The sequence below is a fragment of the Verrucomicrobiota bacterium genome (assembly GCA_037139415.1).
Taxonomy (GTDB): Bacteria; Verrucomicrobiota; Verrucomicrobiia; order Limisphaerales; family Fontisphaeraceae; genus JBAXGN01.
On record JBAXGN010000191.1, the window covers coordinates 1 to 15,489 of the forward strand.

Annotated in this window: 5 protein-coding genes and 1 tRNA gene; 3 read left to right on the forward strand and 3 right to left on the reverse strand. The window is 57.4% G+C overall.

All coding sequences use genetic code 11. The features are described 5' to 3' along the window. The 3 genes from WCO56_24475 to WCO56_24485 all read right to left on the reverse strand — a co-directional run. Window positions 1–813: hypothetical protein (locus tag WCO56_24475; GenBank protein ID MEI7732751.1), on the reverse strand; the 813-nt coding region annotated here is incomplete at its 3' end. A gap of 200 nt (window positions 814–1,013) precedes the next feature. Beyond that, the gene (locus WCO56_24480; GenBank protein ID MEI7732752.1) at window positions 1,014–2,546 is read right to left on the reverse strand and encodes a site-specific integrase; all 1,533 of its coding nucleotides are present in this window, start codon (window positions 2,544–2,546) and stop codon (window positions 1,014–1,016) included. A gap of 63 nt (window positions 2,547–2,609) precedes the next feature. Beyond that, a tRNA-Leu gene (locus WCO56_24485) sits at window positions 2,610–2,694 on the reverse strand. Between the two features lie 400 nt (window positions 2,695–3,094). Between WCO56_24485 and WCO56_24490 the strand changes: the two genes are divergently transcribed. The 3 genes from WCO56_24490 (at window position 3,095) to WCO56_24500 (ending at window position 15,314) form a co-directional block, all read left to right on the forward strand. Next, window positions 3,095–3,634 (forward strand): RNA polymerase sigma factor, encoded by a 540-nt coding sequence (locus WCO56_24490; protein ID MEI7732753.1) that lies wholly within the window; start codon window positions 3,095–3,097, stop codon window positions 3,632–3,634. Then, window positions 3,631–7,893: a von Willebrand factor type A domain-containing protein gene (locus WCO56_24495; protein MEI7732754.1), complete on the forward strand. Its 4,263-nt coding sequence runs from the start codon at window positions 3,631–3,633 to the stop codon at window positions 7,891–7,893. Before WCO56_24490 ends, WCO56_24495 begins: the two co-directional genes overlap by 4 nt. Before the next feature lie 383 nt (window positions 7,894–8,276). After that, window positions 8,277–15,314, forward strand: a complete 7,038-nt coding sequence (locus WCO56_24500) for a hypothetical protein (GenBank protein ID MEI7732755.1) — start codon at window positions 8,277–8,279, stop codon at window positions 15,312–15,314. Window positions 15,315–15,489: the final 175 nt, after the last annotated feature.

The window sequence follows — 15,489 nt, forward strand, 5'->3', positions numbered from 1 at the left end:
GCAGCCATAATCTGCTGGCGACAGACAATATCTATTTACGGATAAGCACTTAGTCTTTTTGCGGGTGTACTGGCAGCCATTTGAATCCAATAACTTCTCAGCTTCTTGCCAAGCGATATCGTCCATCCAGAGATGTACTAGCGATTTGCCTCCACTTCGGCCTTTTATCCAGAAATAAATTGAATTCCCAATGCGAAGAGAAATGTAATATTTAACATAGTTCAGCCCCATGCCTGGGAAAATTGGCCCCTCAATTGAAAGCAACGTCTTTGCACAGACAATACTCTCAGGGTGATCGCGCTGCCAATTATCCTCTGAACTTCCTTCGGATGGGGATGCTGTTTCAACTTCAGGCTCCTCGTAAACATCCAGCACTTTTGATATATGGAGCAGGCGCTTTCCATCCCCTTCAACAATATTGGCCTGGATGGCAATAACAGGAATAGAAAGACTGAGAAGCTGAATGACGTTAAAAAAGCGCCGGGTAATTTGTTCGGCCACCAAAACCGGGTAATGTTGCCGCTGTGGCCACCGACGTTTCTCCAAATCCCAGTACTCGATCGTGCGGATAATATGTGTTTCGTCCGTAGCACCCAACATGACCTCAACTTCATACATTGAACCGTCATCAGGATCCGTGAGTAGAATATCCAGCCTTCCGCCACTCGATTGCTGCTTCTCTCTCTTCACAACCTCAAGGTCTCCCAACTTCAAGATACTGGGATCATTTGCAATTTGGTCTTGCAACCAATACTCATCGCAACCGCAATCGCGGATTCTCAAAGTTTTGGACAAAATAATTGGCCCTTCCATAATAATTACCTCTTTTCGATAAATTTGGCTTAACAGATGCGGCTGCCCAGATTCAGGGCAAAAGATACCATAGCATTCGTAGTTGGAGCCATATTCATGTACTTGAGTATGCTTCTTACCACAACAGAGTCAAGGGAAGTTCAAAACCTCGCCAGGCCGCCGCGACCTGTTCCAATTTGATTATCTTCACAGCCACGGCGTCAGGAGTGACGGCAAACCACTTGGGCGGCCTGTTCCGTCTGCCATTGTTCTTTGGCTTTGGCGACCGCTTCCGGCGTGATGCCAAACCAGGTAGTTGCCGCTTCTTCGGAAACCAATTCCCGGTAATGCTTGAAAATCATGTCCGGGCTGTTGCCAGCTTCCATGGCCACCTCGGCAACGTTCTTTACCTTGGCCACACGATAGGAAATGAAGGAATGGCGAAGTGCATTGTGCTTCCACTTGACGCCAGCATCCTTGGCGGCATCGCGAATCATCTCGAACATGAACGGTTCGGAATGCGGCCAGACCGGGCCGGAAGGCTTGGCGTAGGGCTTCAACCAGAGCGCCAGATTCTCCGTAAAAGGCACCAGCCGGCGGGAACGGGTTTTGGCTTTTCCTTGCTTGATCTCAATTAGACGTTTCTCAAGGTTCACTTCTGCCCAGTCGAGGCGGCTGATTTCTGCGGTGCGGATCCCTGCAAAAGCGCCGATGGCCACCACGGGCAGGATGTCCGTATGGGCGGCAGCCAGGATCTTGGAAATCTCTTCGGCGGTGAAAATCTCAATTTCAAAGTCGGCTTCCTCGGCCGGCTCTACTTCATCCATGACCGCGAAATCTTTGGGCAGGTATTTCTGTTTCTTCGCGAACTCGATCAGCACATTGATGGTCTGAAGGTAGTTGTTCTTGGTGCGCCCGCTGACGGGTTTTGGCGGCAGGGAGCCCTTCTTAACCGAACCTCCGGTCGTTTTCAAATCATACACGAAGCGATTGATTTCCTCGGCGGTGAGGGCACTAATCAAGCAATTGAATCGCGCGGCCAGCTTTTCAAGTTTCTTGCGCAAGTCGTAAAGATAGCGATCACTGACCGTCTTGCTGGCGGTCTTGATCTTCGTGGCGCGGCCTTGCTCCTTGGTGGCAAGGAACTCATCCACCACCTGCTTGACTGTCCGGGGCACCACAGTTTGCGAGTGGCGCTTGGCGTAAAACCTTGCGGCCTCCAGAACGGGCACCCCGCCCAGCAGCGCAAACGCGGCGGCGAATTCCTTGCAGGCAGATTCCAAGCTGATCCCGGTGGGCTCCAGGTGGCGAAGCGCATGCACAAACGCGGCGCGGTTCTGGCTGGTCATGCTGGCACCATGCACCTCGCCCTTGACCAGATCGCGCAACACCTCTTTGCCGCGCTTGGTCGCATCACTCAAGCTGGCGAACTGCTCGCGTTTGCGGGTACCCTCCTGATAGAAAGAAATCGTGAAAGCATCATAGCCGTTACTGGTCGGCGTCAGGTAAACCTTAACGGTGATTCCACCCCGCTCCAGTTTGATGGGAAAGGCTTCATTGACGAGTTCATCCAGCACGAATTGTGCCCGCTGGCGTGCTGAATCAAGGCTGGTGAAGGTTTCTTTCTGAGGTTTTCCCTTGCGCTGAAAAAGCACCAAAAAAGTTTGGGCATCGTTGTTGGCCGGGCCAAGATCAACACAAACGGCGATTTCAGCCTTCTCGAACCGGATCGGAAACGTATCGTTATTTGTCATGAAACAAGGTTGTCAGAAATCCGTCAGAAATGCAACAACTATTTCAAAAAACCTTGTTTTAAGTGGTGCGCATAGCAGGATTTGAACCTGCACACCTTGCGGCACTACCACCTCAAAGTAGCGTGTCTGCCAATTCCACCATATGCGCACTCGACTGGGGTTAATATGGCGCAAGGGGGGTACCGGCTGCAAGTGGATTTTTGCTCGAAAAGCATTTTTCGGGCGGCATCAAGCGCGTTGGGGTGTTCTGAAATCCGAAGGCAGGACCGAACCGCAGAGAACGCGGAGATTGCAAATTGAAAATTGGAGACCGAAGACTGGAACCGCCAATCACGCCAATCACGCGAAAGGGGAAGAAAAAATTCACGCAAAGACGCGAAGGGGAAACGGGAGTTCAACCAAGCCTGATGCCGCCGGTGCGCAAAAAGGTCGCGCTTTTATGGAGCCAAACGGGAGGGTTTCCGGTATAGTTCCGTCCAATCAAAAGATTTTCCTAAGAAAACGGGTTCGAGGGTGTCATAGAGATGAAGGCAAGTGCGCACTTGACCATGATAGAACGTCAACCAGTGGATGCCGCGCCGGTGGCGGCGGCGGATTCGATTGAGGCCCTGTATGAGGCCAAAGAATCGGTCTTGCTGCTATACGCGCAACGGTTGGTCCACGATGGCGAGACCGCCCAGGATGTGGTGCAGGAAGCCTTTATGAGATTACATGCCGAATTTGAGTCCGTGAAACAGCCGGTGCCCTGGCTGTACCGGACGGTGCATAACCTGGCGCTGAATCAGTTGCGCGCCGGGCGGAAGATCGTGCCGCTGGCAGCCGAGGAGGAGAACCGGGAAACGCCCGACTACCAACCGCTGCCGGATGAGCAGATTATGCGGATGGAGGCGATTGGTGAAACACGGTTATGCCTGGAGACGCTGGAGGCCCGCCAGCAGGAGTTGATCCGGCTCAAGTTCGACGAAGGGCTATCCTACCAGGAAATCAGTGATCGCACGCAGTTGAGCACCGGCAACGTGGGCTACCTGCTGCATCATGCGTTAAAGGAGTTAGCGGCGGCACTCAAGAAAACAGGAGTTGTGTCATGAACCCGGAACCAAACCAGCGCGAGCAATGGGAAGTGCGTTTGATCGCCCTGCTGCTGGGCGAGGCCAGCTCCTCAGAGCAGGCTGAATTGAGGCGGTTGATGGAACAGGATTCCTCACTCGCCGCCTTTTACGCGGAAATGCAGCAAACCGTCGGGATGGTCAAGGAAGCCGCCCGAACGGTTCACGCCGAAGCCAAGGCCGCCAGCCAACCTGTGGCACAACCGAAACTATCGCCCGAACGCCGCGCCAAACTGCTGGAACAGTTCAAACAATCGCAGCCGAAGGCAGAGGTTCCACCGGCAGCCCAACCGGCGAATCCCCCGTACAAGCCGGGGAAGATTATTTTCCCGAATTTCATCATGCTGGCCCAGAGTTTATGGTGGCGACCGCAAGTGAAGAAGGCACTGGCCTGGGCAGCGGTGTGGTGCGTGATGGGGATCACGACCGCGTTGTTATGGCCTGGCCGTATCTATCAGGCACGAGTGCTTGCGTTTGTTAATGAGGATATGCCAGATGTGGAAGGGTTGAGTGGCGGTAGAGCAAATAATGGTGCCTTTGATCCGTTTTGGAAGGAAAGCCAAGTAGAAATCGCGCGATGGAGGGCTAAAAACCAACGCGCAGCACCAGCGACACCAACCGTTGGTGGAAATGTAAGCCATGACTTTGATCCTCATTGGATTACAACCCAAGAGGAAATAGCACGAGCTAAAACGAAATATAATGCAAACGTGGTTGGCTACCAGGCTATACCGAAATCATCCCCTGCACCAGTCCCTGGGGCGACATTCTACAGCCATAAGTCAATCGCAGGAGACAAGCTCTCTGCACCCGCCACCACCACGCCAGCCGCCATTGCGCAAAACACCAAGATATTTCTGCCGGAGGAAAGTGCCGCCGAGCAGAATTCAAGGCGGACGGATGCCGATTCCGACCATTCCTCCACCGCCGCCATAGCCGATGCAAATGGACGCAGTTTTTTCAGACATGACGAGTCAAGGGCCGTGGTGGTCAAAGGTGATGAGTCGAGGGACGTAGTGGTCAATGCCACGGCGGCCACTCCGCCGCCGGTCAACGAACCGCAAGGGGCAATGCGTGATCTCAGTCGCAAGAACGCAACCATTAACAATTACAGCCATTACGGTGGCGCCGGCGGTGGTGGTGGAGTGGGTGGTGGCACGCATAATACTTTTGCAGCAAGACAAGATGGCGCAGATGCGCAGAAAGGCATCTCCGCCAAACCAGGGTTGCAAACGGAGCAGGCATGGGGATTGGAGGCCGGCCAGGTTGCACATGCCAAAGCAAGCAGAGTACGTGAGGCTGCCAAGGCAGCGTCACCCATGGAGCAAGAAGCGGAAACGGTTGCGTTGGGAGTCGTCGCCGCACCGGTGGATTCAACCAGTGAGTTACCAGCCGAGACCAAACCAACCAGTACGATTACGCGTACCAAATCTGGAAGGGTGAGCGGCGCGGGCGGCATCTACATCCCGCAAAGCGAGGCCGCAGCCGATGCGCCCGTGGCAGTGGAAGATAACCGAACCGCAGTCATCTCTGGCAATTTGGTTTTCAATGGCGGCACTTCAATCGTGAGTGACCCGACCGGAGCTACTTCCTTGAGCGAAACACGCCAGACTGGACGGAGCCTACGGGTAACAGATGGTGACAAGGGGATAGCCGTAAATGGACCGGCACCGGAACAAGCGGGCACTGTGCAACTTCAGAATCGCGAGGAGGCTGGCAGGGAGAACGCAGAGCGAATTATGTTTGGCACTATGGCGGCGGCACCGCCACCACCCGTTGCCGCACCACAATTAACGATGGGTGATACGGCAGAACTGGCCCCAGAACCAACCGTACACAAGCGCTTGGAAGTAGCAGCAAAGGACACGTTAGCGGATTTACCCACATCGGGAAAGGCCCCGACGACTGACTGGTTGTTCGGCGCTAATGGCAAGCCCACGGGCCAAACCCAAGGCGGGGAGAAACAACAGGCCTTGGGAAGACTCTCCGCTTCCAGCGCGGTTGGCACCAAGTTAGCCAAGGCTGAGCAACAACTGTTTTGGGATGAACCGGAAGGCCGCGCGGCTGGGGTCGCCAACAAGGCTAAGGAGTCGAACTCAGACGCCATGGACCAGTTGCAGTTGGTAACGGATGCGGAGCAAGGACAGAAACAAGCTGGGTTAGCCAAAGGGGAATCCGCCCCGGCAGGATTTACGGGAGAAACATTGGACCGGGCGGCGAAGAGAAGTCCGGAACAACTTAAAAATTTGGGGGAACTTGATACCCGAGGTCTTGGGGGGGCACCCCAGAAAGCCAGAGAGCTGGAAGAATCGCTGGGGGTGTTTAGGGGGGAAATAACGGCGGACAAGGCGGTGACGATGGATGAGCGGCGGAGTAGGATAACCAAAGACGCCAAGGAAGATACGGCCAAAATGCGTTTGGGCACCAAGGCACGCCCAGAAGCGGAGAAAAAACAATTGGCCCAATTGAATGAAAAATCCAAGCTGGCACTGGATGACTTCAAAAGAACAACCGCCCCCGCCAAGCCGCAGGCTAGAGACCAAGTTGCGCTTGCTATCAAGTATCCGCAGCCGACGTTTAAAGGCACGCCGGAAGACCTCCCAGCGCTGGGCAGACCGGCAAAGGCCAAGGAGATGGCGCAAAAAGATGCGGCCGGTTTGAAGTTTTCAACTACCTCGGCTCCGGCCAAACCGCAATCTGCCGAGAATTGGAGTTATCTGGCCAGCCAAGAGAAGAACGCCGACAAGAAAGCTGCGCAAGAAGGAGGGTTAGTCAAGGCAGGCGCTGGTGTGCTGACCCTCAGTGGCGCAACCACGTTCTCCGGTGGCACGGTGATCTCGGGCGGCGTTCTGGAACTTAAGCGGGAAGCTGATGTCAAGAAAGCGCCTCCGGCCCCTCCGTTGCAGCATCAGCCGGAATATCCCACGCGGGAAAACCGATTCTCTACGTTTTCGCTGAACATCAGTGATGTGGCGTTTAAAACGGCGGCGGCCAGCCTGAATAGCGGCGAGTTGCCCGATCCGAACTCGATCCGCACCGAGGAATTCATCAATGCCTTCAATTATCACGATCCCGCCCCTGCCCCGCGTGCCAAGCTCGCGTTTGCCTGGGAACGGGCGCATTACCCATTTGCGCATAACCGGGACATCGTGCGATTCTCCGTGCAAACGGCGGCGCAAGGACGGGATGCGCAGAAACCGCTGAACCTGGTGGTGCTGCTCGACAACTCCGGTTCGATGGAGCGTCCTGATCGGGTGCAGATCGTGCATGAAGCCATGCGCGTCCTGGCCAAGCAGTTGCAACCGCAGGATCGCATCAGCGTGGTGGCCTTTGCACGCACGGCCCGTTTGAGTGTGGATGGCCTGGCGGGCGGCAAACCGGAGGCCTTGCTCAGCCAGGTGCTGAGCCTGGTGCCGGAAGGCGGCACAGACCTTGAGGCCGGGCTGGACCTAGCCTATGCGACGGTAGCCAAGCATTTCCAGCCCAAGGGCAATAACCGCGTGATCCTGCTCACCGACGGCGCGGCCAACCTGGGGAACGTGGAACCCGAGGATCTGAAAAGCAAAGTGGTGGAACAACGCAAGAAAGGCATCGCGCTGGATTGCTTCGGAATCGGTTGGGAGGAGTATAACGATGACCTGCTGGAGCTGCTCTCGCGCAATGCGGATGGCCGTTATGCCTTTCTGAATCAGCCCGATGAGGCAGGGCCGGAGTTTGCGAACAAACTCGCAGGCGCATTGAATGTGGCGGCATCCGACGTGAAGACACAGGTGGAATTCAATCCGCAACGGGTAACGGTGTTCCGCCAGGTGGGTTACGCCAAACATCAGCTCACCAAGGAACAGTTCCGCGACAACACGGTGGACGCGGCGGAAATTGCCGCCGCCGAAGCGGGTAACGCGTTATATGTCATCGAGGTAAACCCACAAGGTCAAGGGGCACTGGGCGTGGTGCGGGTGCGCTACAAAGACCCGGAGACCGGTGAGTATTTGGAAAAAGAATGGGAACTGTCCTATCAAGGCCAGGTGCCGGAGTTGGACCAAGCCAGCCCAGCGATGCGCCTGGCAACCACGGCGGGAGCCTTTGGCGAGTGGCTGGCGCGGAATCCATACGCGGACGGCGTGCGCCTCAAAGAGTTGCCGAATTATCTCACGGGCATACCGGAAGGGTTCAGCCCGGACCCGCGGCCGAAACAGTTGGTTACGATGATACGGCAGGCGATTGGGGTGGAGGGGAAGTGAATGCGGATTGCGGAATGATTAAGGCAGAAGTTAGGAGTTAGAGAACGCGAAGATTGCAAATTGAAAATTGTAAAATGCAAATTGGGGACCGAGGACTGGAACCGCCAAACACGCGAAATACGCGAAAGGGGGCAGGAACTCATGCGGAGACGCGGAGATAAATCCGAAGTCCGAAATTTAGCAGAAAAATGGATGGCAGAAAAATGAAATTACAAAATCATGAAGTCAGGAGCTAGGACCGAACCGCAGAGAACGCAAGGGTAGAAGATTGAAAACCGAAAGCCGGATTTTTAACCACGGATAGCACGGATGGCACGGATAAAAAAAGGCAGAAGTTAGAATGATTTAAATATATGAAGATGAATTATTGCAGGTTGTGGAGTATGACAGGCGTACTGGCTATGGCATTGGCGGGGACTGCTTTTGGGGCGGGCACACCGGTGGAGAGCCTGACGTTTAATGGGCAGGTGGATACCAACCAGGCCAGCTTCATGCTCACCGGTAGATTGCGCGGCAGCGGGCCGGAGGAGGTTGAGCCCAAGCTGATTTATTCGCTATCCGCCAACGCGCGCGTGACGTTTGAGACGGAACTGATTTCGCAGACGTGCGAGCTGAAGGCCAAGATTCACCAGGGACGCTTGAAGGAACTGGTTCTGGCCATGCGCGGGAATGGCGAAGTAACCAACGTCGCGGGCAGCGACGTGAAGGATTGGAGCATCCGGTCGGATGGCCGGGGCGGCAAGTTCCTGGTGATCCGGCCCACGGATCTGGCCACAAACGTGGTGCGCAAGGAACTGGCCGCGACCATTCACGGGCGGCTGCCATTCAAAAAACTGCCGGTGGATTTTTCACCGTTGAGTTTTGTGCCGGAGAATGCGGCGCTATTTGATGGGGCACTGGAAATCAAGCCCACCGAGGCCGTGGAACTGGCCATCGCCAATATCAGCGGGCTGATGCTCGTGCGCACGGAAACCACCGTGAGCACCGAACCACGGGAACTGCCGCTCATTCCCAACCAGCCGTTTCAATTCCGCTTCGCCGGCGGGGAATATGGGTTATCCGTACAGGTGCGCGAGCGCGATGCGGACGGCCGCAAGGTAATCTGGGACAAGTTCCAAATGACCGGGGAACTGAAGCCGCAGAATGCCGCCTTCACGCTGAGCGGCGAGGCGGTGGTGCGACATCCGGAAGGCGGCACCTTGGCGGTGCTGGCGGGCGACGCCGCTTTGACCGACCTCCCCACCGGGGTGGAAATGACCTTTGACCAAGGGCGCTACCTGCTGCGTTTCCGCAAGCCGGGCATCTACCCGATCGCGCTCAAGTTCAACGCCAAGGTGACGCCGCAAGACGTGTGGAACAGTGTAAATTTTGAGGTCGTGGCCAGTTCACTACGGCCCGTGGTGCTCAAGGGACTGCCCAGCGACACGCAATTTCAATTTGCGGGCGCAGCCAAACCGGAGCGGCAGGGTGAGGATTTCGTCAGTTTCCTGCCTTCCGCCGGACGGGTACAACTGCAATGGAAAGAGGCCAAGCGGGAAGAGCTGGGCAAGCTGTTTTATTCCGTGCAGGGGACGGTTCATATGGCGATGGGGCCGGGCTTGCTGCGGCAGGCGTACCTGATGGATTACCGGGTGATGCAGGGGGAATTGACCCAGTTGATCTTCGATCTCACCGGGGAGGGAGAAGTCACCCGCATTCGCGGCAACGATATTCTCTCGTGGAAAGTGGAAGGCACGGCGGCGGCAAAAAATCGGCGTTTACTCGTGCAGTTGAACCAGCCGTGCAAAGACAGTTACCAGGTGGTGATCCAATTGCAGACGCCGCTGGGAGTGTTCCCCGTGCAGGTGCAACCGTTGCGCCTGGCCCCGGTCCAGGCCATTCGTTATGGCGGGCACCTGCTGGTGGTCAACGATGGGGCGGTGCGGTTGGAGGTAACGGACACCAAGGGGCTTTCGCAAATATCCCCGGACATCTTCCCCCAGAGCAAGGAATTGCAAGAAGCGGGGGTACCGCGCGGCAGCCAGGCCTTTGCGTATCGCTTTGCGGGCGGGGACTATTCCCTGACTTTGCAGGCAGACCATATCCTGCCGGAGTTATCCATCTCGCAAGTGCTGCTCTATCACTTGGGCGAGACGGAGACGGCGATTGATGCCGAGTTGGAATTGGAAATCCGTGACGCACCGCTGCGCGAGTTTAATTTGCGGATACCGTCGGATTTCAGCGTATCCAAACTCCAGGTGGCACAATTGGCAGACTACTTTGTGACAGCCGAACCGAACACCGGCTGGTCCAAGTTGCGCCTGGTATTCACGGCTCCGTTGACGGGCCGTCAGATCATCCAGTTGCGCCTGGGCAAAAACCAGACGGCCAACGCCGGTGCGTGGGCGCTGCCGGTGCTGCAACCGCAAGGGGTGAAATCGGTGCGCGGGTTTGTGGGAGTCTCAGCGGATACGGGTTTCCGCCTCACCCCCGGACGATTGAGCGGGTTGACGGAAATTGCCACCGCCTTTTTCCCGAAGAAAATTGCCGGTCTGCAACAAGCCTGGCGTTTGCGCGAGGATAACTGGGAGGCCAGTGTCAACGTGGAGCGGCTGACACTGACGGTGCAAGTGGATGGATTGCATTTATTCACGGTGAAGGACGGCATTGTGTACGGCAGTTCGGTGATCAACTACCTCATCGCGGGCGCGCCGGTGAGCATGCTAAAAATTGTGGTGCCGGCGGAATACGGCAATATCGAATTTTCCGGCAAAGACGTGCGCAACTGGAAAAAGGCTGACACCGGGTACGAGGTGTATTTGCACACGCCGGTCTATGGAAACTACACTTTGCTGGCCACCTACGATCACCAGCTCAACACGCGCAGCAACACCGTGGCCTTTGACGGGGCGCGCCCACTGGACGTGCAAGCCGAGCAAGGCAGCGTGCTGGTGGTCAGCGATTACCAGTTCGAGGTGAAACCGATCGAGATTTCCACGGGTTTGATTCAACTCGACCCGGCGGAAATCCCGCCGGAACACCGCCTCCTGTTTGATTCGCCAATCCTGGCGGCGTACCAATACACCGCGCGCCCGTTCACCCTGAAGCTGGCGCTGAATTCCCTGGCACCCGGAGAAACCATGCATCAGGTGGCCGACCGCGCCGTACTGAACACGCATATCTCCCGCGAGGGTGAAGTGGTCACCACCGCCAATTACTTCGTCAAGAACCAAGGCTACGCGCATCTGCGGGTGACACTGCCCGAGGGCACCGAGTTATGGGAAGCCAAGGTCAACGGCAAAAAGGTCGTGCCGGTGCTGGACCAAAAAGAAACGCTGATCCCGCTGCCGCCGAAGTCGGATCCCTCCGCCATTCTAAACGTGGAGGTCAAACTGGCATCGAAATCGCCGGACAAAACCCGGATCAAACTGGAGACTCCGACCTTGAAGTCGCCCGTTTTGCAGACGGAATGGCGGCTGGTGCCGGATGAGCAATACCGCCTGCAACATGAGGGCGGGAGTGTGGCCCCCATCGAAGAACCGAACGCGGCCGACGGTTTTGCCGTGCTGCACCGGCTGATGGCCGGAGCATTTGGTATGGAGCGAAAATCCGCATTCTTTGCCGCGCCGCTGCTGCTACTTGTGGGGGCATTTCTGCTGCGCATGGGCACCCGGCCAGGCACCTTCCGCTGGAGTCCGGGCAACGTGATCGGGACCGGGCTGGGACTGTTCGCCTGCGGCATCGGGATTTTCTGTCTGGCAAACCTCGCGGTGGGTCTGGCGGACTTGGTTTCGGAAAATTCCCAGCAACTTTCCCCTGCCCTGACCTTGATCGCACCCATCCAGGAAGCTGGACAGGCGATTGCAGTACAGGTCCACAACCAGTTGCTGACCAGCAGCAGCTACACGCTCTGGCCGGCTTGGCCCGCCCTCCTCGCGGTGGGCCTATGGCTATACCTCGCCATCAAGGGGGTGACCGGCGGCTTGCGCAAGGCGGGCGTCATGCTGGGATGGACCTTGATCGCCTGGGCCGCATTGCGCGCGCCCAACGGGATGCCGGCATTCCTGATAACCATGATGGCCTTTGCGTTCATTCATGTGGTGATCCCGGCGCTGCGTTGCCAGTGGAAACTGCCGCGCGAAACCAAACCCGTTAAACCGGCGGAACCGCCGCCCGCGCCGCCCGCAGCGGGCATCGTCACCGCACTGCTTTTGATGGGCCTGTTCTTTGCCCAAGCCGCAGCAGAACCAAGCGCGGTCAAACCGGATGATGCCCTCAAGAGCATCGTGCAGAGCGTGATCCAGGATGGAAAAGTCCAGGAAGGTTTTGTGGTGATCAAAGCGCAGCTCACCTGGAAGACCGAGGCCGGGCAACGGCTCGATTTTCTGACGGCACCGGCAATCCTCATGAAGGTGGACTATCCGCAAAACGCCCTATTGCTCACCGAAAGCAAGACGGGCGACCAAGGGGTCTATCGCCTGACCGCCAAAGAGGCCGGGCAGTTTGAAATCCGGTTCGAGTACCAACTGGTATTGCCGAAGGACAGCGCCAGCAGCGGCTTCCTCCTCCCCACACCGCACGGCCTGGTGAACCGGCTGCAACTGGAGGTGGACCGCGCCGAGGCGGAAGTTTATTCCGAACACGCCGTGGCGGTGGAATCCAGCCGGATCAAACGCGGCGAGCAGGATTTCACGCGGGCCGACCTGGTGCTGGCCCCGCTGCCCAAGACCTTCATCGGCTGGAAACCGCGCGCGCGCGATCCGCGCCTGGAAAAGGCCGTCTTTTACGGCGAGTTGCATCACTTGTATATTCCCACGCCCGGAGTAGTGGAGGGGGTGCATTGGATCAATGTACGTCCGGCGCAAGGCCAGTTGGCGGAGATCGCCTTCCAAGTGCCCGGCAACCTGACCATCACGGATGTGCAGGCTGACTTTGTATCGAGCTGGCGGTTTGATCCCGACACGAAGGTGTTGCGCGCGCAATTCACGACTCCTCAATCCCGGCCATTCCAACTGAAGCTGCGCTCCCAACTCGTGGCCGGCACCCTGCCCTACGAGCAGACCGTGGGGGTGATCACGCTGAACCAGGCCGCCGGACAAATCGGCATGGCCGCCGTGGCAACCGGGCCGGAAGTGCAATTGGACGCGACCAAGGAGACGGGCATGTCGGTCATCAATCTCGAAGATTTCCCGCCGGCCATCAACGCCGAAACAGCGCGGCAAATCCCCGGCCTGACGGTGCGCCGCGCCTACCGATACTCCGAAGCCACCGCCCAACTCACCATCTCCGCCGCCGCGGTGCAACCGGATGTGCGGGTGGACACGCAGGATACGCTGTCGCTCGGGGAAGATCGCACGCTGCTAGTCTCGCAGCTCTCGGTGAACATCGCGCGGGCCGGGATTTTCAAGCTCACCTTTGCGCTGCCCGCGGATTTCGAGGTGGAAACCCTCACCGGCACAGCCCTGAGCCACTGGACGGAAATGAAAGCCGAGGGCGGCCGCGTCATCACGATGCATCTGCGCGGCAAGACGGAGGGGAACACGACCTTTAACATCACGCTGACCGGGCCCGGACTGGCCAACAAGAAGACGTGGGAAGCGCCGCGCCTGACGCTTCGCGAGGCCACCAAGCAGACCGGCCAACTGGTACTGGTGCCGGAACAAGGCATCCGCCTACACATCAAACAGCGCGATGGCTTGACCCAACTGGACCCCAAGCGCATCGGCCAAACCCAGAAAGGCAGCCTCGCCTTCCGCCTGCTCCAATCGAACTGGCAGCTCGGCTTTGACATTGAAACGGTGGAACCATGGATTCAACTGACGACGCTTCAAGACGTCAACCTGCGGGAAGGCCAGGCGATGGTGACCGCCCAATTTGATTTCCAGATCACGAACGCCGGGGTGAAATCCCTGAACGTGCAGGTGCCCGCCGGCGCGGAGAACGTGCGGTTTGAAGGGGATTTCTATTCTGATTCCGTAAAATTGGCGGACGACAGCAGTCGCTGGGTGAATTGGGAAGTCAAATTACAGCGGCGGGTCATTGGCGGTTACGCGCTGCGGCTGACCTACCAACTGCCGCTGACCAACCAGGCGTCCGAAGTGAAAATCACCGGCGTCAAATCCAAAACCGCCAACCTGCATCGCGGCTACCTGGCGGTGCGCGCCGGGGGGCGGTTGCAAATCAAGCTACCGCGCATCCCCACCAGTTTGCAGCCAGCCGAATGGCAAGCCATCCCGGCGACCCTGCGGCGCGGGCGTGAGTTGGCGGAAGCGAAGGATACCTTCAGCATCCTGGAGAATGACTTTGAGCTGACGCTGGGGCTGACCCGGCATAAAGTCGCCAACCTGTTATCCGCGCAAGTGGAGAGCCTGAACCTGACCTCCGTGGTGGCGCCTTCCGGCGAGATGCTCACCGAGGGCCGGTTAATGCTGCAACCCGGCGACAAACGGCTGCTCCGCATCAAACTGCCAGCCAATAGCAAGTTCTGGTACGCGTTTGTAAACGGGCAAAGCGCCTGGCCATGGCTGGACAACGGCCAAACCCTGCTGCTGCTCGAAAAGAATTCCGAGCCCGGCAAACCCACTTCCGTGGAGTTTTTCTACACCTGTGAAACCGGAGCGACCGCGCGCGATTTCAATCACCAGGCGCTGGGGCCGTCCTTCGATTTGCCGCTGGAGAACATTACCTGGAACGTGTATCTGCCGCCGGCATGGAAGTTGAAGGAATGGGAGAGCACCCTGCAATTGCAGGCGGAAGGCCAGACCATCATGCCGGGCAGCATCAACGTGGAAAATTACCTGGAATCGGAAACGTCCCGGAATCAGAAACAATCCAAGGAAGCCGAGGGGCTGTTGCAGATGGGCAACACCTTCCTGCAACAAGGCACTCCGCAACAGGCGCGGCGCGCCTACCAGGCGGCATGGAAAATGTCCTCGCAAGACGCGGCGTTCAACGAGGATGCCCGCGTGCAACTGCACAATCTGAAAATGCAGCAGGCGTTGCTCGGATTGAACCAGCGCCGGCAAAACGCCTTCGAGTCCCTGGAGAAGAAGGACGGCAAAACCGCCCGCACGCCCTTCGCGCGCTGGGAACCCGGCCAGATCCCGGACTATACCCAGCAACAGGCGCAGCAGGCGCTCGAACAAAATGCCGCCGAAGACAACACCGCGCTCTATCGGTTGGCGGAACGCCTGATCGGCCAGCAAAGCGCCGGCGGCGGCAAGCCGGAATCCATCCGCGCCGCCCTGCCCATCCAGGGGCACCCCCTCACCTTCACTGGTTCCCTCCAGGTAAAACCATGGTCAGATCTGATAGTGAAACTGGATATCGTCCCGATCGCCCGCCATGCGTGGATGGCCACCTGGCGGTTGCTTGGGGGCGTGTTTATCGTGCTGCTGATTCTGGCGTTCGCGGTGCGTGATCCGAAGACGGTGGGGAAATGAACCCGAAAAATTTTGCAGAAAAATTGTCCGGCAGAAAAATGACAGATGCCAAAGACCTGCAAATGACACGCTGAACCCAGTTGATCGGGAAAAAGTGCCCAATTGGACCTTTTAACCTAACCTCAGAACACCGCATCTGCCAGATTTAGCTTGATACCAATTTGAACACCAGGCG